The sequence below is a fragment of the Salinicola halophyticus genome, assembly GCF_003206695.1.
GTDB classification, from domain to species: Bacteria; Pseudomonadota; Gammaproteobacteria; order Pseudomonadales; family Halomonadaceae; genus Salinicola; species Salinicola halophyticus.
On sequence record NZ_PZJN01000006.1, the window covers coordinates 20,178 to 41,662 of the forward strand.

The 21,485-nt window shown below is 62.2% G+C and carries 20 protein-coding genes; 6 read left to right on the forward strand and 14 right to left on the reverse strand.

The features are described from left to right. The first annotated feature begins 249 nt into the window (after window positions 1–249). From ilvD to DOM58_RS07975, 4 genes are all read left to right on the forward strand, one after another. On the forward strand, window positions 250–1,974 hold the full coding sequence (gene ilvD / locus DOM58_RS07960) for a dihydroxy-acid dehydratase (RefSeq protein WP_110692427.1): 1,725 nt from the start codon (window positions 250–252) through the stop codon (window positions 1,972–1,974). Between the two features lie 336 nt (window positions 1,975–2,310). Next, window positions 2,311–3,492, forward strand: coding sequence for a uroporphyrinogen decarboxylase/cobalamine-independent methonine synthase family protein (locus DOM58_RS07965; protein ID WP_110692902.1), 1,182 nt, complete (start codon window positions 2,311–2,313; stop codon window positions 3,490–3,492). An 84-nt stretch (window positions 3,493–3,576) separates the two neighbouring features. Next, a complete protein-coding gene (locus DOM58_RS07970; protein ID WP_157957514.1) occupies window positions 3,577–4,026 on the forward strand; it encodes a hypothetical protein in 450 nt (149 codons plus the stop codon). Between the two features lie 110 nt (window positions 4,027–4,136). Further along, the gene (locus DOM58_RS07975; protein ID WP_110692428.1) at window positions 4,137–4,631 is read left to right on the forward strand and encodes a metallophosphoesterase family protein; all 495 of its coding nucleotides are present in this window, start codon (window positions 4,137–4,139) and stop codon (window positions 4,629–4,631) included. Window positions 4,632–4,652: 21 nt separating this feature from the next. Here DOM58_RS07975 and DOM58_RS07980 read toward each other — a convergent pair whose 3' ends face one another. After that, window positions 4,653–5,885 (reverse strand): PQQ-dependent sugar dehydrogenase, encoded by a 1,233-nt coding sequence (locus tag DOM58_RS07980; protein ID WP_110692429.1) that lies wholly within the window; start codon window positions 5,883–5,885, stop codon window positions 4,653–4,655. A 235-nt stretch (window positions 5,886–6,120) separates the two neighbouring features. Between DOM58_RS07980 and DOM58_RS07985 the strand changes: the two genes are divergently transcribed. Next, entirely contained in the window at window positions 6,121–7,179 is a 1,059-nt protein-coding gene (locus DOM58_RS07985; RefSeq protein ID WP_110692430.1) for an AbrB family transcriptional regulator, read from the forward strand. A 77-nt stretch (window positions 7,180–7,256) separates the two neighbouring features. Here the strand turns inward: DOM58_RS07985 and DOM58_RS07990 are convergent, their stop codons facing one another. The 12 genes from DOM58_RS07990 to DOM58_RS08045 all read right to left on the reverse strand — a co-directional run bounded on the left by DOM58_RS07990 (window position 7,257) and on the right by DOM58_RS08045 (window position 18,396). Beyond that, entirely contained in the window at window positions 7,257–7,829 is a 573-nt protein-coding gene (locus DOM58_RS07990) for a hypothetical protein (protein WP_110692431.1), read from the reverse strand. A 524-nt stretch (window positions 7,830–8,353) separates the two neighbouring features. Continuing rightward, complete coding sequence (locus tag DOM58_RS07995; protein WP_075560985.1) at window positions 8,354–9,124, reverse strand: transporter substrate-binding domain-containing protein; 771 nt, start codon at window positions 9,122–9,124, stop codon at window positions 8,354–8,356. Between the two features lie 164 nt (window positions 9,125–9,288). Then, a complete protein-coding gene (locus tag DOM58_RS08000) occupies window positions 9,289–10,419 on the reverse strand; it encodes a succinylglutamate desuccinylase/aspartoacylase family protein (protein ID WP_110692432.1) in 1,131 nt (376 codons plus the stop codon). A gap of 76 nt (window positions 10,420–10,495) precedes the next feature. After that, entirely contained in the window at window positions 10,496–11,323 is an 828-nt protein-coding gene (locus DOM58_RS08005) for a transporter substrate-binding domain-containing protein (protein ID WP_110692433.1), read from the reverse strand. Window positions 11,324–11,421: 98 nt separating this feature from the next. Next, a complete protein-coding gene (locus tag DOM58_RS08010) occupies window positions 11,422–12,153 on the reverse strand; it encodes an ABC transporter permease (RefSeq protein WP_110692434.1) in 732 nt (243 codons plus the stop codon). Beyond that, the gene (locus DOM58_RS08015; RefSeq protein WP_075560989.1) at window positions 12,141–12,857 is read right to left on the reverse strand and encodes an ABC transporter permease; all 717 of its coding nucleotides are present in this window, start codon (window positions 12,855–12,857) and stop codon (window positions 12,141–12,143) included. Before DOM58_RS08015 ends, DOM58_RS08010 begins: the two co-directional genes overlap by 13 nt. A 13-nt stretch (window positions 12,858–12,870) precedes the next feature. Next, a complete protein-coding gene (locus DOM58_RS08020; RefSeq protein WP_075560990.1) occupies window positions 12,871–13,641 on the reverse strand; it encodes an ABC transporter ATP-binding protein in 771 nt (256 codons plus the stop codon). 273 nt (window positions 13,642–13,914) lie between these two features. Continuing rightward, complete coding sequence (locus tag DOM58_RS08025) at window positions 13,915–14,991, reverse strand: succinylglutamate desuccinylase (protein ID WP_110692435.1); 1,077 nt, start codon at window positions 14,989–14,991, stop codon at window positions 13,915–13,917. Window positions 14,992–15,346: 355 nt separating this feature from the next. Further along, window positions 15,347–16,381, reverse strand: a complete 1,035-nt coding sequence (locus tag DOM58_RS08030) for an SMP-30/gluconolactonase/LRE family protein (protein ID WP_075560992.1) — start codon at window positions 16,379–16,381, stop codon at window positions 15,347–15,349. Between the two features lie 135 nt (window positions 16,382–16,516). Further along, window positions 16,517–17,107 (reverse strand): lipocalin family protein, encoded by a 591-nt coding sequence (locus DOM58_RS08035; RefSeq protein ID WP_110692436.1) that lies wholly within the window; start codon window positions 17,105–17,107, stop codon window positions 16,517–16,519. Window positions 17,108–17,202: 95 nt separating this feature from the next. After that, window positions 17,203–17,898, reverse strand: a complete 696-nt coding sequence (locus DOM58_RS08040; protein ID WP_110692437.1) for an SDR family oxidoreductase — start codon at window positions 17,896–17,898, stop codon at window positions 17,203–17,205. 57 nt (window positions 17,899–17,955) lie between these two features. Beyond that, window positions 17,956–18,396, reverse strand: coding sequence for a hemerythrin domain-containing protein (locus DOM58_RS08045; protein ID WP_110692438.1), 441 nt, complete (start codon window positions 18,394–18,396; stop codon window positions 17,956–17,958). A 213-nt stretch (window positions 18,397–18,609) separates the two neighbouring features. On the opposite strand from DOM58_RS08045, the gene DOM58_RS08050 reads away from it, so the two are divergent. Further along, a complete protein-coding gene (locus DOM58_RS08050) occupies window positions 18,610–20,379 on the forward strand; it encodes an IlvD/Edd family dehydratase (protein ID WP_110692439.1) in 1,770 nt (589 codons plus the stop codon). A gap of 28 nt (window positions 20,380–20,407) precedes the next feature. On the opposite strand, the gene DOM58_RS08055 is transcribed toward DOM58_RS08050, so the two are convergent. Next, window positions 20,408–21,136, reverse strand: coding sequence for a GntR family transcriptional regulator (locus DOM58_RS08055; protein ID WP_110692440.1), 729 nt, complete (start codon window positions 21,134–21,136; stop codon window positions 20,408–20,410). Between the last annotated feature and the right edge of the window lie 349 nt (window positions 21,137–21,485).

Below are 21,485 nucleotides of genomic sequence, written 5' to 3' on the forward strand. Positions count from 1 at the left end.
ACGCGCTCCGGGCGGCTACAATGGGCCACCCTTTTTCTGCACGGGGCGTGGTTGAGCCACCTCGAAAGAGTCGCTTTACGCTTCACAAGAGCCCTCACGACCGTGCATTGTCATCTGACCGTGGCACCCATGATGCATGCCGACCGTCATCTTTTGCCGCATCACCCAGCCGGCATGTATCGCTCAAATTTTGCCCGTTGAGGCAGCCAGTTGCCCGCGGGGCGTACAGACGAAAAACAGGAGCGCTCGATGAGCCAGGATTTTCCGGACGACAATTTCCCTGCCAATACGGATCACCGCCGTCGCCATTCCGCCAAGGTGGTCGATGGTCCCGGCAAGGCCGCCAGTCGCGCGATGCTGCGTGCGGTCGGCTTCACCGACGGGGATTTCAAGAAGCCGCAGGTGGGTATCGCTTCGACTTGGAGCCGGGTGACACCCTGCAATAGCCATATCAACGTGCTGGCGGAAGCGGCCAGTGAGGGCGCCGACGCCGCCGGCGGCAAGGGCGTGATCTTCAACACCATCACCATCTCCGACGGGATCGCCAACGGCACCGAGGGCATGAAGTATTCGATGGCCTCGCGCGAGATCATCGCCGACTCCATCGAGGCCGTCTCCGGCTGCGAAGGCTTCGACGGCGTGGTCGCCATCGGCGGCTGCGACAAGAACATGCCGGGCTGCATGATCGGCCTGGCGCGCCTCGATCGTCCCAGCATCTTCGTCTACGGCGGTACCATCCAGCCCGGCGCCGGCCATACCGATATCGTTTCGGTGTTCGAGGCGATGGGGGCTTATTCCCAGGGCAACAAGTCGCTGATCGAGGTCAAGCAGATCGAGGAGACCGCGATTCCCGGGCCGGGTTCCTGCGGTGGCATGTATACCGCCAACACCATGGCCTCGGCGATCGAGGCGATGGGCATGAGTCTGCCCAACTCCTCGGCCCAGGAAGCGGTCTCGCAGACCAAGAACGACGACAGCCGCGCCGCTGGCGAAGCCGTACTCAAACTGCTGGAGCTGGACCTCAAGCCCTCCGACATCATGACCCGCAAGGCGTTCGAGAACGCCATCACCGTGGTCATCGCCCTCGGCGGCTCCACCAACGCGGTGCTGCATCTGCTGGCCATCGCCAACACCATCGGCGTGGACTTGACGCTCGACGACTTCACCGAGATCGGCAAGCGCGTACCGGTACTGGCGGACGTGCGTCCCAGCGGCCACTACATGATGAGCGAGCTGGTCGCGATCGGCGGTATTCAGCCGATGATGAAGATCCTGCTCGACGCAGGCCTGCTCCACGGCGACTGCGTCACTGTGACCGGCAAGACGCTGGCCGAGAATCTGGCTGGCGTGAAGCCGTACCCGATGGATCAGGCGATCATCAAGCCGCTGGACAATCCGATCAAGACGAGCAGTCACCTGCGCATTCTCTACGGCAACCTGGCACCGGAAGGCGCGGTGGCCAAGATCACCGGCAAGGAAGGCACGCGCTTTACCGGTCACGCGCGGGTGTTCAACTCCGAGGAAGAAGCGCAGGCGCGGATCAACGATCTCACCGTGGTCGCCGGCGACGTCGTCGTCATCCGCTACGAAGGGCCCAAGGGCGGGCCGGGCATGCGCGAGATGCTGACGCCGACCTCTGCGATCACCGGGCGCGGCCTGGGCGACAAGGTGGCGCTGATCACCGACGGGCGCTTCTCCGGCGGTAGCCACGGCTTCGTGGTCGGCCACATCACGCCGGAAGCCTTCGTCGGCGGCCCTATCGGTCTGATTGAGGATGGTGACGAGATCACCATCGACGCCGAAAATGATGTGATGACGCTGCATATCGACGACGCGGAAATGGAGCGTCGCCGTGCGGCCTGGAAGCGCCCGGCGCCGCGCTATACCCGCGGTACCCTGGCCAAGTACGCCAAGACGGTCAGTTCCGCTTCCCTGGGCGCGGTCACCGACCTGCCCAAAGCGCTGGAAGACTGATTCGACGCTGGAGGAGTGATCGACTGGTGATCGACGCCGAATGATCGAATCGTCGGTCGCTGTCAGTCACGGCGATTGAGCCCAGCGAACGCCTCGAGGCCAACACCTCGGGGCGTTTTTTATGGCATGCAGATCTCCTTCGCGGCAAACCTGAGCTCGATTCATGATCAAGCTGCATAACTTTCATGGGCTACCGGCTCCGGAGGGGGAATGCCTTGGGTATCCTTGGCGGCACCGTTTTCTGCCGGCTCGCCGCAGCCGGATCAGACCATTGCGCCGGCAAACGCGCTGGCGAACGCACCAATCACCGCCCATCCGATTCACCGAGGAAACACCATGAAGACCAGTCGCGATCGCATCATCACCACCCATACCGGCAGCCTGCCGCGAACCCTCGAGCTGTCGAAGATGCTGGTCATGCGTGAGCAGGGCAAGACGGTCGACACCGCGGTATTCGATCGCGAGGTCGCCGACTGTCTGAATGGCGTCATCGCCGCGCAGCTGGACGCCGGGCTCGACAGCATTAACAACGGCGAAGCGCCGCGGGTGGGGTTCTCGACCTACGTCACCGAGCGCATGACCGGCTTCGGTGGCGAAGGACGGCGCAAGCCGACGCTGGATATTCAGCGCTTCCCCGGCTATGCCGCACACATGGCGCGCCAGATCGGTGTTTCCGAGGATCTGGCCAAGGTCTGGAACACGCCGCTGGCCCAGCGTGCGGTGCAGTACGATCCGACCCTTTCGGGGGTGAAGGCCGAGCTCGCGTCTTTTTCCACGGCGCTCGCCCAGGGACGGGCACCGCTGGAGACCTTCATGACGGCGGCTTCTCCCGGCGTCGTGACCACCACCATGCTGCGGGCCGAGAACAATCCCGATTACCCGACCGACCGCGACTACGTGCTGGCCGTGGCGCGGGAGATGAAGCAGGAGTACGAAGCGATCGTGGCGGCCGGCCATATCCTCCAGCTCGACGCGCCGGATCTGGCCATGGAGCGAGTCATCATGTTCGGCGACGCCGACCTCGGCACGTTTCTCGAACGGGTCGAGCTGCATGTCGAGGCGATCAATCTGGCACTCGAGAACATACCGGCTGACAAGGTGCGTCTGCACGTCTGCTGGGGCAACTGGCAGGGCCCGCATCAGGACGACGTGCCCGTGGCCGATCTGCTGCCGATCCTCTACCGCGCCAAGGTCGGTGCGTTGAGCATTCCGCTGGGCAATCCGCGTCACGAGCACGAGACCGTCTCGTTCAAGACGCATCCGTTGCCGGATCACATGCTGCTGATACCCGGCGTGATCGACGTCACCACCAACTATCTGGAACACCCCGAAGTCGTCGCCAACCGAATCTGCGCCTCGGTCGATGCCATCGGTGATCGCGAGCGTGTCATCGCGGGCACCGACTGTGGCTTCGGCACCTTCGCCAGCTACGAGTTCGTCGCCCAGGACGTCGCCTGGGCCAAGCTCAAGGCGCTGAGTGACGGTGCGGCCATTGCCAGCCGTCGGCTGTGGGGCTGAGCGTTACGCCAAAGCGATTTTCGTGCAGTGATCCAGCCCTCTCCTATACTGCGAGGGCAAATGGCACAACAGGGAGAGGTGCAAATGTCGTCTAAATGGATAATGAATGCCGGTATGGGCCTGGCACTGAGCGTGATGCTGGCCTCCGGCGGAGCGATGGCTCAGGACAAGACCAGTGATGAACCGACCTTGGACAAGCAGTCCGGCGATCAGACCAACGCGCAGGAAAATGCCCACGAGACAGACGTTCAGGAGAAGGGTGCTCCCAAACTGGCCAGAGAATGCCGGGATCTCGCTGTGCAGAAGGATGACGACGGCAAGGAGTTCGACGGCAATTCCATCTATGACTCCAACGCCAAGGATTACAAGGCCAGCGAATTGGAGAAGGGCGATACCTTCGAGTTGCTGGTCGATCTGCTCGGCGAGGGTAACGCCAAGTACAACCTGACCTGCCAGGTCGATGCTCAGGGCAACTTGAGCTACGAGAGCATGGAAAAAACCTCCAAGGTCAAATCCAACCCGGGCGGCGCCTGAAGCCGAGTCTTGCATAAAGAAGACGCCCCTGTGAAAGCGGCCCCAATGGGGCCGTTTTCCGTTGGGTTCGCGCCATCGACAGCCGGAAACGGTTCGGGAGCGTGCATGACATGACGGTACTTACGGAAACGTTCGAGATCGACGCCCCCGTCGGCGTCATCTCGGACACTCACGGCCTGCTGCGCGATGAGGCACTGGCGCTGCTGACGGGCTGCCCTTTGCTGATTCATCTCGGCGACGTCGGCGATCCCGCCATTCTCGAGCGTCTGTCCGAACTCGCTCCGGTGCTCGCCGTCAGAGGCAATATCGATCGCGAGGGCGAATGCGCGGCCTTGCCTTCGCATCGCCGGCTCGTGATCAACGGCAGAGCGCTGCAGCTGGTACACGACATCTCGGATATCGATGCCGGGATGAACTGTGAGGCCATTCTCCATGGGCATTCACACAAGCCGCGTAACGAGTGGCGCGACACCGACGCCGGTCGGCAGCTGTGGTTCAATCCCGGCGCGGCGGGCAAGCGGCGCTTTCGCTTGCCGATCACGCTGGGCAAGTTATGGATCGATGCCGACGGTATCCGGAGCGCCGTCATTCATCTGCCGCTTTGAGCCGGGATCCTTCGCTTCACCTCACTCGTTCTCGGGTGTGATCCGGATCAGCGCACCGTCACGGGAATCGGTCAGCACCCACAGCGCACCGTCGGCACTCTCCGCCACGTCGCGGACCCGACCGAGAGACGATGCCAGGCGCTGCTCGCCGGTCACCCGTTCACCGTCGAGCGTCAGCCGGACCAGACCGCCGGGGGAGAGCGAGGCGATGATCAGATTGCCTTGCCAGTCGGGAAAGCGCTCTCCCCGATAAAAGGTCATGTCGCCCGGGGCGATGACCGGATCCCAGTAGTAGATCGGCTGCTCCATCCCTTCCTTGGCGGTCAGCCCATCGCCGATCGGTGCGCCGCTGTAATCCTCGCCATAGGTGATCACCGGCCAGCCGTAGTTCTTGCCGGCCTGGGGGACGTTGAGTTCGTCGCCTCCCTTGGGGCCATGTTCGATCGTCCACAGCTTGCCGCTGTTCGATTCCCACGCCGCCCCCTGAACGTTGCGATGACCGTAGGACCAGATCTCGGCCAGCCCGTCTCTTTCGACACCTGCATCGTGGCCACCGGCAAACGGGTTGTCATCGGGAATCGAACCGTCCGCGTCGATCCGCACCACCTTGCCCAGATGCGTATTTAGATCCTGGGCCAGTTGACGCGGCTCTGGCAAAGAGCGCTCTCCCAGCGTCACGTAGAGCCGGCCTTGGTCGTCCCATGCCAGGGCAGAGCCAAAATGCTTGGTGGAGTCCCACGCCGGGGTCTGACGAAAGATCACTTCGACATCGGTCAGCCGGCTGTGGTCCTGGCTGAGGACGCCGCGAGCGACGCTGGTGCCATTTTCGCCGTCGCCTCTGGGTTCGGCGTAGCTGAAGTAGATTCGACGGTTGCTGGCAAAGTCGGGGTCGAGGCTCACATCGAACAGACCGCCCTGTCCGCGGGTGTCGATCTCCGGCAGGCCCTCGATGGGCGGAGAAAGCGTACCGGCCTGCAGGTCGACGGCGCGCAGGCGCCCGGCTCGTTCGGTCACCAGCGCCATGTCGTTGTCGACAAAGGCCAGCCCCCAAGGATGCTCGAGGCCCTTGGCGATCGTCTTCACCGACAGGTCGATATCGTCCTCGAGTGCGGGAGCGCGAGTCTGTCCGTCGAACGCCGGAGTTTGATCCGGTGCATTGGGCGGGCCGCTCTGGACCGGCGCCTGGGCGAACGATTCGCCACTCAGCGATAACAGCAAGGCAGCACTGGATGAGGTCAGGAGGTTACGTAGCATGTCGGTCTCCACGGGGTGGGGATGGCATCGCGTTGCTCTCTGACTGTAGCAGCCTTCCAAGGGAGCGACGTAACGGCGGCTGATCTTCGACGAGCCGGTATCGATAGCCCAATAATGGATGCGAGGATTGTCGACAAACGCTGCCCGAATTCGTTCGAACTTGATACCATTAGCCTTTTACCGGAGTTCGACCTTGCCCGCTGATTCTCCTGCGCCTCGCTCGCATCCACCTCGCATGTCTCCTCCGACGTGGGTCCGTTGGCTGTTGCTCGTCATCGGGTGTGTCATCGCCAACCGTCTGCTCAACGCGGTACACATGCCGGCTGGCGGATTCATCGGCCCCATGGCGGTGTCGATCACCTACGGCGTGATGATCGGCGGCCTGAAACTGCCGCGCATCGGCTTCAAGCTCAGCCAGGGCGTCATCGGCGTGTTGATCGCGCAGACGCTGACGATGTCGGTGCTGTTCAAGATTCTCGATTCATGGCCGGTGATGCTGATCGCGACCGCCATCACGCTGCTGCTGAGCCTGATCGTGGGCATCGGGCTGGTGCGCTATGGCGGGTTGCCGGGCTCGACCGCTGCCTGGGGCACGACGCCTGGCGCGGCTGCCGCGATGGTGGCGATGGCGGAAGAGAGCGATGCGGATCCGCGGATCGTGGCGGCGATGCAGTACGTGCGAGTGGTCTGCGTCGTGCTGGTGGGAGCGCTGGTCAGCCACTATCTCGGGGTGACGGATAACAGTGGTGGCGGCCATGCTGCCAATCTGCCGGCCAGCCTGGGGGCGTTGGGAAGCTTTGCGGCGACGCTCGGGGTCGTGGTCATCGGCGTGTGGGTCTTCGATCGGCGACTGCCGGCCGGTGCGTTGCTGGGCCCTGTCGTGTTGGGAAGCGTCCTACACCTGACCGGTGTGATCACCATCGTGCTGCCGCAGCCGCTGCTCGAGGTGGCGTATGGCATCATCGGCACCTATGTCGGCTTGCGCTTCGATCGCGAGACCGTGCACAACATCGCGCGCGCCCTCGGCAAGATGATCTTCGCCTCGCTGGTGCTGATCGCGCTGTGCGCGCTGTCAGCCTGGCTGATGACGCTATTGATGCACACCCAGTTCATTACCGCCTATCTGGGCACCAGCCCCGGCGGTCTCGACTCGATGACGATCATTGCCATCGATACCCATGCCGACGTGGGCCTGGTGGTGGCGTTGCAGACCCTGAGGTTATTTACCGTCGTTCTGGTCGGGCCGGGCATGGCGCGGCTGGTCGCCCGTTTTGCGCGGCCGTCACCGGCCTAGATCTGACGCCAGACTCGTTTCGGGCGCAGGCGCGCAGGCGCCGACGTTGACTCGAAATCATGTCTTGAACGGGGGCTTCAGGTAAGGCTTTTCGGTTCCGGCCGCGGGGCCCATGGTGCTGCAGGCGCCACCTCGCTGTGCCGCAGCTGCCACTGCCAGCGCTTCTGGGCAGGCGGCGTCGGGGTATGGCTGCGGACTCGGCTGACCCAGGCCCGACGGGCTTCCCAGCGGATCAGATAGACGGTCTCGCCGTCGCGCAGGGGAGGGTTGGCCGGATCGATCAAGACGGCTTCGAACCAGCGCGAAAGATGGAATATCTGAAGTTTGCCACTGACCGGGTGCGCGGCTACCTGAACGGCCACCTCCGCGCCGCGGCCGCCGGGCGGCATCGAGGTGGCGAGCCAGGCCGGCAGACGCTGCTCAAGCACCATGGTGAAGACGGCCAATAGCGTGGCGAGCGTGACCGCCAGAGCAACGACCGTCGTGGTGATACCCGTCGCGGTAAACGGCCACTCGATCCACTGCGTCGACCAGATAACGAGGGTAGCGAGCACTAGGGTGCGGGAAAGATATCGATAGACCATGGCGAGCGAACACAGGCTCAGGCCCAGCGCTATCGCTTCCGGTGTTGGATTGAGCCATTGTTCCATGAGTCCCCCTGCGACGTGACGCGATAGCCTCTGCGGGCAATTCGTCTTTTTATACGATGCCTTGAAAAGCGTCTTCTGTTGCCGACCGGCTGAGCGTTGCCTGCAGAATACGGATCGCCAGATCGGCTCTCCACCTCAGAACGGTAAACAATTGCTGTCTTACGTAGCGGTCGACAGAGACAGGTAGTGCGAATTTTTGCCTCGTTCGGCGGTGTCTCCATCGCCGACGTTAACGTCGCTCTGTTCTTCGTTCTCGGGGCCGTCGGCATCAGAAAATGCCCGCGAGCCGCGCGGTTGGCACCGACATCGCCCTCTTCGAGGACGCGTTTACCACAATGTCGAAGACCTGTAGCGGCCCTGAAACGCAAAACCCCGATCCTGGGATCGGGGTTTCGAAACATCAGAACGACAGAACATCGAAGCTGTAAAACTTTGAAACTCCGAAACCTCCAGGGCGAATGAAAGCGAACCCTGGAGGCGGTTACTGCCGGGTCTTGAAGCGCTTGCTCTCAAACCGGCAGCATTTACTGCTGGGTCTTGAAGTACTTGTCGTAGATCTTGTCGTAGGTGCCGTTGTCCTTCAGCGTGGCCAGAGCATCGTCGAAACGCTGGGCGAGCTCCTTGTCGCGCGGACGGAAAGCCATCCCGAAACCTTCGCCGAAATATTTCTCCGGCTCGCTGATCATGTCGCCGACGCTGACGTAGTCGCCGTCCTTGCTGTCCAGCAGCGTGGACTTGCCGACCGGGAAGTCGAGGAAGGCGATATCGACGCGTCCGGCGTCCATGTCCAGCACCAGATCATCGGCAGTGGTGTAGCGGCTGATGTTGGCATCGTCGCCGTACATGTCGGTCACGTAGTTATCCTGCAGCGTGCCGCGCTGGACGCCGATGGTCTTGCCTTTCAACGTTTCGGGGTAGACCGAATCGATACCGCTGTCGGCGGCGGCGAACCATGCGGAGGGCGGCTTGATGTACGGATCGGAGAACAGCACCGTCTGGCGACGCTCGTCGTTGATCGTCATCGAGGACATGATGGCGTCGTACTTGCGGGCCAGCAGCCCCGGGATGATGCCGTCCCACGCTTGCACGACCCACTCGCAATCGGCCTTGATCTGTTTGCACATGGCGTTGCCGAGTTCGATATCGAAACCGGTCAGCTCGCCATCCGGGGTGCGATATTCCATCGGCTCGTAAGGCACATCGACACCGATACGTAGCTGTTCGGTATCCTGAGCCTGGGCGACACCCGCGATCAGCGCGGCGCCGAGCAGGCTGGTAGTCAGCAGTTTTTTCATGGATCGCTTCTCTGTTGGGATGCGTGTGTTGTTGTGGATTGCGACTTGGCCCCCGGTTCGTTCGCGGCTATCCCGATGGAGGAAGGCCCGCGATATCCAGTGGACGACAACCGCAGCATAACGAAAGCTTACACGGTTGAATATCATACTAGTCAACGCCTGATTCACGGCGCCAGCAGGTAGCCGCTGCGGTGACTCTGATGGCCGGCGATATCGGCGACGATCATCCCGGCGGTAGCCATGCGACGCTGGCTGCGCGCGTAGAACATGCCGGCCTGCGGCGCGTGGACCGGCTCGACGCGATCGCTGATCGGATCGATGATCTCGGCGATCAGCTGCCCGGCTTCGACCGCAGCCCCCGGCTCGGCATGAAACACCAGCAGCCCGCCGATCGGTGCATGCAGGAAGTCCATTGCCGCCAATTCGGTGGCCGGGTAGGCCAGCTCGGGCAGAGGCGGCGCCTCGCCGGCCACCAGGCCCAGATGTCGCAGCCAATCGATGATCGCCTGGGCATCGTGATCGGCAAGCTGATGATCGACGTCGCGCTGGCCGCGCAGCTCCAGCGTCACCGACTGGCAGCCGTAATCGATCGGGAAGCGCTCGCCGAAGGTCTGCTGCAGCTGTTCCCATACCAGCGTGAAGCACTCGTCGAACGACTGCCCGCCGGAATCGGTGGCCAGCATGCTGGCCTTGGAGCCGAAGTAGCGTGCCAGCGGTTCGAACACCGGCCATGCTGCCGGGGTGGTGTAAAGATGCTCCACGGCGTCGAAATCGCAGTGCAGATCGAGCACGAAATCGGCGCGACAGGCCAGGCGCTGCAGAGTCAGCCGCATCGACTCCAGCGTGGTGAGCGACCCGGTTTCGGTGAGCGCTGCGCCCAATGCGGCGTCGAAGCGGTCACGAATCACGTCACGATTGTGGGCGAGGTCGTCGTTCAGCGCCGCGTCCAGCCCCCCGGCGATCTCGGCGGCGACGTTGATGTAGCGGCGATTGAAGTTGGTGAGACTCTCGAAATCGTAGCGGCCGAGCGGTGTATCCATCAGCTGCTGATCCAGCCCCACCGGATTGGCGACCGGTACCAGTGTCACCCGGCAGGCCAGCTGGCCCAGGGTTTCTAGTTCGGCCAGACGCTGCTTCAGGGTCCAGGCGACCAGCATGCCGGGCAGTTCGTCGGCATGCAGCGCGCCTTGCACGTAGATGTGTCGCTCGGCATCCGCAGGGCCGAAATGAAAGCTGTCGATATGGCGCTCGGTGCCGGGCACCGGGCTGATCAAGGCATGCTTCTGATGTTCCACGACGCTTCCTTGGCTCGAAGATCGAAAAGCCCGGCCGCTGGCATGACGGCCTGCGTGCCGGGCGGGTGATGGTGATTTACTTGGCGCAGTCCTTCTCGCTCGGACGCACCGACAGGTCGTAGTCGAAGTACTGTTCCATCAGCTTGTCGAAAGTGCCGTCGGCATAGACTTCACAGATCGCCTTGTCGAACTTGGCCGCCAGATCCTTGTCGCGCTGGCGGAACGCCATGGCCGCGCCTTTGCCGAAGATCGACGTCGGCGTCTTGATGCTGTCGCCGAGCTGCTTGTAGGGGCTGTCGTCTTTACGGAAGTCGATGGCGTCGTTGGCGATCGGGAAGTCTTCGAAGGTCAGATCGAGGCGGCCGGACTTGAGGTCGTTGACCACGTCCTGCGAGGAGCCGTAGCGATGGATGTCGAGCACGTCGCCATACTCCTGGGTGACGTAGACGTCGCGGATGGTGCCGCGCTGCACGCCGACGGAGAGACCCTTGAGGGAATCCTTGTCGTCGATGTCGATATCGCGATCGCGAGCGGTGATCCAGACGCTCGGCGTGTTGTAGTAGGGCAGCGAGAACATCACCTGGCGTTCGCGCTCCGGCGTGATCGCCATCGACGATAGAATGGCGTCGTACTTGCGCGCCAGCAGGCCGGGGATGATGCCGTCCCAACTCTGCTCGACCCAACTGCAGTCGAGGTTGGCGCGGGCGCAGAGCTCGTTGCCGAGATCGATTTCGAAGCCTTCGAGCTGGCCGTCGGCATCGCGCATGACGAAGGGCTCGTAAGGCACGTCGATACCCAGACGAATGGCGTCATGTTTATCGCCGTCCTGGGCAACGGCCTGGCTCGAGACCTGGCTGGCGAGAAGGCCGCCGACGATCAGCGCGCTGGTGATCCACTTGTTCATGAGGAATTCTCTCTTGTGATTGGTGACTTTCGATCAGTGACTTGGGACGAATGGCAGAGCGTCGGGCGGTGACCTCTTTGAAGATCAGTCGTTCGCGGTCAGCCCCCAAGCGGGCGCAGATGCGCCAGCAGTCTTTTCTCCAGCTTGCGGAACACGAACATGATACTGAAGGTCAGGCAGAGATAGATCAGCGCGACGAAGATGAAAGCCTGAAACGGCGCGTAGAAGCGAGCGTAGACATAGTAGGCCGCGCCGGTCAGGTCCATGATCGTGACCACGCTTGCTACCGCGCTGGCATGCAGCATGAAGATCACTTCATTGCCGTAGGCCGGCAGGGCGCGCCGGAAGGCGCTGGGCAGGATGATGCGTCGCATCATCAGCTTGCGCGACATGCCGTAGGCGCGGGCCGCCTCGATCTCGCCCTTGGCGGTATTCTTGATCGCGCCGTGAAAGATCTCGGTGGTGTAGGCCGCCGTGTTGAGGGTGAACGCGATCAGCGCCGGGAAGAACGCCTGCTTGAACACCACCCAGAAGATGCTGTCCTGAATGCCGTCGAAGAAGACGACGCCGTAGTACACCAAGTAGAGCTGGATCAGCAGCGGCGTGCCACGAAAGACATAGGTGTAGGCGTAGATCGGCAACTTGATCCAGCGGCGTTTCGAACCCCGGCCGATGGCCAGCGGTACCGCCAGGACGAGACCCAGCAGCAGGCACAGAAAGACCAGCTGCACGGTGGTGACCAGGCCGTCCCAGTAGAAACTCAGCGTATTGGCCGTGAAGATCAGGTTGCCGGATAGCAGTTCGGTGAACCAGCCGCTCAATTGTTCCATTCGCTGGACTCCCCGAAGCCTGTGTTATAGCGCTTGGTCAACCTGGCGAAGCCCCACTCGGAAAGCGTGGCGATCAGCAGATAGACCATCGCGACCGGAATCATGAACATGAACGGTTCGTGGGTCGCCTTGGTCGCTTCGGCAGCGACACGGACCATGTCGGTCAGGCCGATGATCGAGACCAGTGCGGTGGTCTTGAGCAATACCATCCAGTTATTGCCGATCCCCGGCAGCGCATGGCGCATCATTAGCGGGAAGCGTACGTGTCGAAAAGCGAGCAGGGGGCTCATGCCGTAGGCGCGTGCGGCTTCCATCTGCCCCTCTTCGACCGCCTGAAAGGCGCCGCGGAAGGTCTCCCCCATGTAGGCCCCGAAGATCAGGCCGATGGTGATCACGCCCGCGACGAAGGCGTTGACGTTGATGAAGATATCGATATCGAAGGCGTAGTAGAGCTGGTCGGTGAGCATGTTGATGCCGATCTGGCCGCCGTAGAACAGCAGCATCATCAGCACCAGATCCGGCACGCCACGCACCAGCGTGGTGTAGAGCGTGCCGAGCGCGTGGATCAGTCGATTGCGCGACAGCTTGGCGCTGGCAGTCAACAGCCCCAGGATGACTGCCAGTATCAGCGATAGCACCGCCAGTTCGACGGTGACCAGAGCCCCCTCGAGCAAGCGCGGGCCGTAGCCTTGCAGGTCGATCATGATGGAATCCGCCTCAGTGCTTGGGCGCCAGGAATTGGCGCAGGCGCTCGGAGCGCGGGTTGTCGAGAACATCGGCCGGCGTGCCGGTCTCTTCCACCACGCCCTGATGCAGGTAGATCACCTGACTGGAAACGTCGCGGGCAAAGGCGATCTCGTGGGTGACCAGAATCATGGTGCGGCCCTCGTCGGCGAGATCGCGCATGACCTTGAGCACATCGCCGACCAGCTCCGGGTCGAGTGCGGAGGTCGGTTCGTCGAACAGCATCACTTCCGGATCCATCGCCAGCGCCCGGGCGATCGCGCCACGCTGCTGCTGGCCGCCGGACATCTGGGTCGGAAAGTAGTCGGCGCGATCGAGCAGGCCGACGCGATCGAGCAGAGCACGGGCCTCTTCGATCGCCTGTTTCCTGGGCTTGCCGAGCACGTGGACGGGCGCTTCGATGACGTTCTCGAGCAGCGTCATGTGCGACCAGAGATTGAAGTTCTGGAATACCATCGAGAGCTTGGCGCGGATTCGTTCTACCTGCTTCCAGTCTGTCGGTTCACGGCCCTTCTTGGTGGTACGAAAGTTGATCTTTTCGTTGTGGACGATCAATTCACCTTCGTCGGGCTGCTCCAGCAGATTCATGCAGCGAAGAAAGGTGCTCTTCCCGGAGCCGGACGCGCCGATCATCGTGATGACGTCGCCCTTGTGAGCCTGGAGAGAGATCCCCTTGAGTACCTCGACGTCGCCGAAGCGCTTCTTGATGCCCTGTGCTTCCAGGGGGATGGGGGTCGCGGCCATGATGTTGTCCACCGAGTGGGTTGGCTGGCGGGAAGCGGCGCGGCGTCTGATGGCCCGTCTTGCTGTCGAGGGTGCCATCTTTCGATGATGCTGGCGACGCCGACTCCCCGGCGAAAAATCCGGCGATTCTAGCAGTTTCGCCGTTAGGTTCCAGACAACGCCGGATTCGAGCGGCGGCGTGGTGGGACGGATGCGCGGTAATCAGACGGTAACTTATTGTTCATGTTGAGAAACTCCTGAGCGTGTTGTCGTTGTTGGAAATGTCGTGAATCGCTAGTGCGGGTCTGGCGGCGGGCATGGGCGGACCAGCAGTGCCGCCCGCGCATTCAGCTCGACGTTTGCATTGGGGAAGACCACCGAGAGCGGTGCGTCCTGCACGATGAAGGGCCCGCTTTCTTGATCGTCGGCGAGCGTTTCGCCGACGGCAAACTCGGTAAAGTTGGCGACGTCGTCGGCAAAGGCGAGGCGGAAGGTGTCGCTCGTGCGCATCAGTTCGTGAGTGACCCGGAAGAAGCGAAGATCGTCCAGCTTCTCCTCTGCGGACGGACGCCCTTCGGCGAGGGCGGCGAGCCACGTTCGCATGCCGTTCAAGGCGTCGAGATCGTTGTCACCGAAAGGCCGCACCTTGCCCAGCTCGAGAGTATAGGCTTCGGCCGCATGGTAATGGCGCGAATAGTGGGAGAAGGTCCAGCTGTGTTGATGCTGGAACAATACGGCCTGCATACCCGCGGCCGCCAGCGATTGCCAACTCGACGAAGGCTGTATCTCTGACCGCGTCTCAGCCGGTTTCTCGACACGGGGCACCGTTTCGGTAAAGGGAACGACGGCAAAGCGCGGATAACGGCTGTCACGAATGGCGGTGTGCATGTCGAGATGCAGCCGGTGATCGGGATATCTCGCAAAGAAATCGTCGACCGCCCGCATCAGCTCGCGCGCTCGTTCCGGCTCATCGCCTGTCTGATCGCCCGTTTGATCACAATCCTGCCGGAACAGACGGTTGAGGTTGGTGGTGACGAAACGGCTCTGCGCGAGGATCGAAGGGATGTTGCCGAGGATGATCAGCAGCGGCGCGCCCAGCTTGAGGCGTCCGATCTCGAGCGCCGCGAGCAGCTCGCCGACCAGCTCGATGGGGGCGGTCTCGTTGCCATGGATACCGGCGGAGATCACCACGCTACGCGCGTCTGCGGCAACGACGTCCGGCGTCAGTTCGAGGATGCCCTCGCCGTGGATCCGATAACGGCCGCCGGATAGACGACCCTCGTCTGAATTCTCCGGGCGGGAGTGGCTCGATGGATCATCGCTTGAGGCCGATGCGTCGTCCAGTGTCGCCGTGAGCCACTTATCCAGCATGGTGCGCTCGTAGCGTCGGAAACGCTCGAATGACGAACGAGGACAAGGAGAACGGTGAGTTCGACACGGTAGACTCTCGCCAGTTTTCGGCTGCTATCAAGGAGCAGCCAGCTTACCCCGTTAGCAGTCTCCGGCAAGCTGCCTCGTCGATACGCTGAAAAAAAGCGGTCCGATCTTGAAACCCAGGTGGTGAAACCCAGGTGATGAAAGCCCGGCTCTCGACATTGTGGGCTGTGAAGTCTTCGTTCTTGTCTCCCGCTACGGAAAGGCGTCTTGCGGTGTTTGATCCGACAGGCCCGCGCGTCTTGCTGGCTTGCCAGCGTCATGCACGACACGCTCAGGTGTCCGTCAGGCTTCAAGCAAGCCCGCGAGTTCCGGTATAGAGGGTGTAGATCGAACGACTGGCGGTCATCAGCAGCCGGTTGCGATGCTCGCCGACGAAACACAGGTTGGCGCACACCTCCGGCAGCAGGATGCGGCCGATGCGGTCCCCGTTCGGCGCAAAGATCGAGACGCCGTCATGACCCTCGCCGCCGGATGTCGCCGCCCATAGGTTGTCGTCCTGATCCAGGGTGATGCCGTCGTAGGTTTCGCTGTCCTGGCTCGACACCACGGTTTCGCGGTTGCTGAGTGACTGGCCGTCCTGGGAGAGCGCCCAGCGTGACACCGTGGCCGGCCGATCCGGAAAATGGGAAGGCGCGGTATCGCTGACGTAGAGCCGACGCTTGTCGCCGGACAGTGCGATGCCGTTGGGCTTGCCTAGTTCGTCGGACAGCAGCTTCGGCGCTTCCAGCGTGTCGTCGACGTAGTAGATCGCCGGCTTGACCTCCAGCGGGCGCTTCTCGCCTTCATAATCGACATGGGCGCCGTAGCCGGGATCGGTGAAGATCACGCCGTCGTTGGGCAGGATCACCAGGTCGTTGGGGGCATTCAATGGTTTGCCCTGAAAGCGACTGGCGAGAACAGTGGTGGTGCCATCCCACTCGTAGCGTACGACCCGCGCCGGTGAATGCTCGCAGGCGACCAGACGGCCATGATGGTCGAAGGCGTTGCCGTTGGAGTGTCCGATGCCTTCGCGCAGCACGCTGACCTGACCGGTCATCTCGTCCCAGCGCATCTGCCGAGCGCGGGGAATATCGCTGAACACGGCGTATCGCCCGACGGCGTTCCAGGCAGGTCCTTCCAGCCACAGCCCCTCCGACCAGTGGCGCTCGAGCGGCGTATTGAAGACATAGTAGGGTTTGAAGCGATCATCCAGCACCTGCCACGCCTCGTCCGGATAGCGAGCGGGAGGCTCGGTTGCCGTCTGGGCCAGCAGGCTGGGCGAAAAGGCGACGGAGGCGCCGATCAAGGCAGAGTTGCGCAGTAGCTGTCGACGATCGAGAGTCATTGGGCGGCTCCAGGCTCAGGGTGCTGTTTGCACTATAGAACGCCTGTCAGGGAGTGCGAGATAGGAGCCTTGAACGTCGACCAAAGCATGAGCATCGGGGCCGGGCCGCAGAGACATTCTTTGCGGCTATCGACTTCAGGTTCGGCCGGACACCTCTCCAAGATTACCGGATCGCTGGCAATCGTCCGGATCCTGGGAGACCTGAACCAGTTCATCGACCGGGAACTCGAGTTCGCGGGCCTGGGAGATCAGAGCCGCATACGTGGGTTCGTCCAACGTCGGATCACGTGACAGTATCCACAGGTAGTCTCGATCCGGCCCCGCGACGAGCGCATGCCGATAACTGTCATCCAGCGACAGCACGCTGTAGCCGGCGTAGAAAGGACCGAAGAAGCTCACCTTGAGATGGCCGACATTGGGGTCTCCGGCGAAGCTGGCGCGCCCTTCGGCGCTTTCCCAGCGCTGTTCGACCGGGTCGTAACCACGGTTGATCACGCGAATGTCGCCGTCGTCACGGCGGCTGTACTCCGCCGTGACGCACTCGAGCCCTTCCTCGAAACCGTGGTCGAGACGGGCAATCTCGTACCATTGGCCCAGATACTGATCGATCTGGAAGTCGTCGACGGGCTGCGTTCCCTCGGGAACGCCCGTGCAGCCGGCCAATAACGTGAACGGCGCGAGCCAGGTCAGACGGGGATAACGCGGGAGTTGGGTCGGCAACAGCATGAATATCTTTCCTTTTACGGCTGTTGCTGAGACTTCCGCGATGAGAAAAAGTTGCATTCGCTACCCATTCGGCAACTTCTCAGGCGTACGTGTCGTCATGCATCGTCACGCGGTGGCGTCGGCCTAATCAGGATCTCGTTGACATCGACCCGTTCCGGTTGGCTCAAGGCGTAGATCACGGCGTTGGCAATATCCTGCTCTTCGAGCGCCTGTTCGGGCGGCGAATCGAAAAACGGCGTGTCTACCATGCCGGGTTCGATCAGCGTGACGCGAATCCCCGAGCCGCGCAGCTCTTCTCTGAGATTGTGGCCGATACCGGTGACCGCCCATTTGGTGGCGCTGTACATCGAGCCCGCGATGGTGGTGCGCCCGGCGGCCGAGCCTGTCAGCAGTACGTGGCCGTGGCTCTCGCGCAGCGCCGGCAGCGCGGCCTGGATAGAAAGACCGACGCCGTAGACGTTAGTCAGGATCATCGATTTCCAAACCTCGGCATCGGCGCCGCTGAAACCGCCGGGCGTTCCGCCCATGCCGGCGTTGGCAAAAAGCCCGTCGAGACGCCCGAAACGGGAGAGAGTCTGCGCCACGACCCGGTGCTGATCCTCGGCGGAGGTCACGTCGCAACTGAGCGCCAGCGCGCGTTCTTCGCCGAGTGAAGCCACCAGGGCGTCGAGCTTGTCCGTGTTGCGAGCGGCCAGGGCAACGCGGTAGCCCGCCTCGACCGCGAGCTTTGCGGTTGCCGCGCCAATGCCGCTCGAAGCGCCCGTGATCAAAATGACCTTGTCATGGGACATCGTCGATTCCTTTCGTCGTGAGCAATAACGACCGCCCCGAGAGGGGCGGTAAGTTCATCAACTGGCTTCCCGAGCTTCCATCTCCTGCCGATAGGTCTTGGCCAGGGAGACTTTTTCCGAGTCGCTCAGGGCGCGTCCTGCCAGCTGGAAGACTTCCTGCTCTTCTTCATCGAGGTGATGATTGACCAGATCTTGAAGCTTCTTGGCACTGGCCAGCCAGCCGGGAGAGTCGTACTCGGTCTCTTCCAGCGTCTCGATCAGCTCGTCGATCTCGTGATGCTCGGCAACGCTGTGACGCGCCTTCTCCTGCGTCATGTCGTGCTCCATCATCGGAATGTACAGCGCACGCTCTTCCGCGACGGCGTGATTTTCGAGTTCGGCGCGCACACGCTTGAACAGCTCGTCACGGCCTTCGCTGTCGCCGTGGGTCTTGACCAGAAGGTCCAGCAGGCGGCGCTGCTTGTCGTGACTTTCACGCAGGTCTTCAAAAAGCGTCATCTTCTTCATCCTTGTATCGCGGTCCTGGCTGGTGTCGGCAACGGGTCAGGGCCGCTACCACAGATAAGGTTAGGTGATATGAACAGCGGCTGCTAAATCCTTCATCACTATCCTGTCGCAAGGGCAGTACGGCTTAAGTCGGATGTCCATGGCTCTCCAATTGTGTTTACTTACGTCAATAATATTATCAATAATATTGACGACGAGGATACCATGGCAGACGAGCCTAACAACGAGCAACACGGCAATCAGCACGACAAGCCGGCTGACGAGCGACAGACCGGGCTCAATCAGGGCCTGGTGAACTACGGCGACGCCGGTTTCTCGCTCTTCTTGCGCAAGGCGTTCATCAAGGGGGCGGGTTACAGCGACGATGCGCTCAACCGTACTATCGTCGGCATCGCCAACACCGGGAGCGGGTATAACCCCTGTCATGGAAACATGCCGCAACTGATCGAGGCAGTGAAACGCGGGGTGATGCTGGAGGGGGGGCTGCCGATCGAATTTCCGACCATCTCGATCGCGGAGAGCTTTTCCACGCCCACCAGCATGTACCTGCGCAACCTGATGTCGATGGATACCGAGGAGATGATCCGCGCCCAGCCGATGGACTCGGTGGTGCTGATCGGTGGCTGCGACAAGACGGTGCCCGCCCAGTTGATGGGCGCCGCTTCGGCCAATCTCCCCATGCTCGAGCTGGTGACCGGCGCCATGCTCACCAGCGGCCACCGTGGCGTCCGCGTGGGCGCGTGTACCGACTGTCGCCGCTACTGGGGCATGTATCGCGGCCAGGAGATCGACGATCAGGAGATCGAGGAGGTCAACGCCAAACTGGTCGGCAGTGTCGGCACCTGCTCGGTTATGGGGACGGCAAGCACCATGGCGTGTATCAGCGAAGCGCTGGGCATCGCATTGCCGGGCAGCGCCTCGCCGCCGGCGGTGACCGCGGATCGCATGCGCGTCGCAGAGGCGACCGGTCGACAGGCCGTGATCAACGCGCGAGCCCGTGTGACGCCGGACAAGATTCTGACCGAGAAGGCGTTCGAGAATGCGCTGCGGGTGCTGCTGGCGATCGGCGGCTCGACCAACGGCATCATTCATCTGACGGCTATCGCGGGGCGTATGGGTATCGATATCGACCTAGCGGCTTTCGATCGGATGAGCCGCGAGACGCCGGTGCTGGTCGATCTCAAGCCGTCGGGTCAGCACTACATGGAGGATCTGCATCGTGCCGGCGGGCTGCCGACCGTGCTGCGCGAACTGAAACCGCTGCTGCACCTGGATGCCATGACCGTGACCGGGCGCCCGCTGGGGGAAGAGATCGATGCCGTGCCGGCTTTCGAACAGCAGGTGGTGCATCGCTTCGACTCGCCGCTCTATCCGGCCGGCGGGATCGCCTTCGTGCGCGGCAACCTGGCGCCCGATGGCGCGATCATCAAGCAGTCGGCCGCCGATGCCAGACTGATGGAGCACGAAGGGCGAGCGGTGGTGTTCGAAGACGCCGAGGACATGGCGGCGCGAATCGACGACCCGGAGCTGGACGTGACGGCGGAGGACGTTCTCGTGCTCAAGCGGATCGGGCCCGTTGGGGCACCGGGGATGCCCGAAGCGGGTTATCTGCCGATCCCGCGCAAGCTGGCCCGGCAAGGCGTGCGCGACATGCTGCGAATCTCAGACGGCCGCATGAGCGGCACGGCGGCGGGGTCGATCGTGCTGCACGTGACGCCCGAAGCCGCCCTGGGCGGGCCGTTGGCGCTGGTCGAGAACGGTGACAGGATTCGTCTGAGCGTGAGCGAAAGACGACTGGAGCTGCTGGTCGATGACGCGGAACTCGCCCGGCGCCGGGAAGGCTGGCGGCCGATTGCCCTGACCGCCGAGCGAGGGTATCGCAAGCTGTTTCTCGAGCAGATAACTCAGGCGGATCAAGGCTGCGATTTTACCTTCCTGCGCCCGCCGAACATCCAGCGTCGAGTACCGAAGTGACGGCGGGCCTCGAGGCCGATTATTCGTATCAGCCGCCTTCCCGGAGCCGGTAGAGATGCAGATAACGCTCTTTCGAGGGCTGAAGATGCTGGTAACAGAGGCGGTGTAGCTCGGCGCGATCCTGCTGCTTGAGCGCGTCGATCATGGCGAGGTGCTCATCGCGAGCCAGCAGGATGGCCTGGCGATCGGTGGTACCGATGAAACGAATGGCGTGGGCCTTCTGCGCGAACTCATTGACCGTATCCGCAAGGTAGTCGTTGCCGCAGGCTGCAAACAGCGTGCGATGGAAGGCGATGTTGTGATGGAACACCGCGCGCAGGTCGCCGCTCTCCACGGCCGTACTGTGCTGGGACTGGATGGCGGTCAGCGCATCGATCAACGCGGGCGGGGCCGGCATCGGGATGCGATCCGCGGCGGCCTCTTCCAGCAGCTCACGCATGACATAGATCCCCTCCACCTCTTCCGGGGTATAGGATTTGACGAAGGCGCCACGATTCTTGATCCGTTCTACAAGACCGGCGTTCTCGAGCTGAAACAGCGCCTGGCGCACCACATGGCGCTTGCCGGCGAAGCGCTGCATCAGGTCCTCCTCGACCAGTCTCTCCTTCGGGTGCACTCGATTCAGCACGATATCCTCTTCGATGGCCGAGACGATATCGGCGACGCTGACCGATTCGGCGGTCGCCTGTGCACGCTCGTCGGCGAGCCGCCGACCGCTAGCGGGGATGGTCGATTTAGCGATGTCTCGCGTTGGCATGAGCGTTTCCCATCATGATGAAGTTCCCGTCGATCGGTCGGCCATTGTCTGCAGCCGACTGGAGTGAGGCAAGTGGCGCTTCGACATGACTCCACCCGAATCACGAGCGAAACGTTCGGAATCGATTTTGCTGCGCCAATCTCCCCGTATAACGCCAATTTTTCAGCTTTCAACACCGGTTTGTAGGACGTTAGTGCTTTAGTCTCTATTGGCGTCAATATTATTGACAATCTAATCGATAAATTAATACGTTCTTCTAGTCGCGGCAAGAACCGGCACGACAAGAACCGGCACGACAAGGACAGGTACGACAACGAATAAGCACGATAACGATAACCAGACTCCGTCA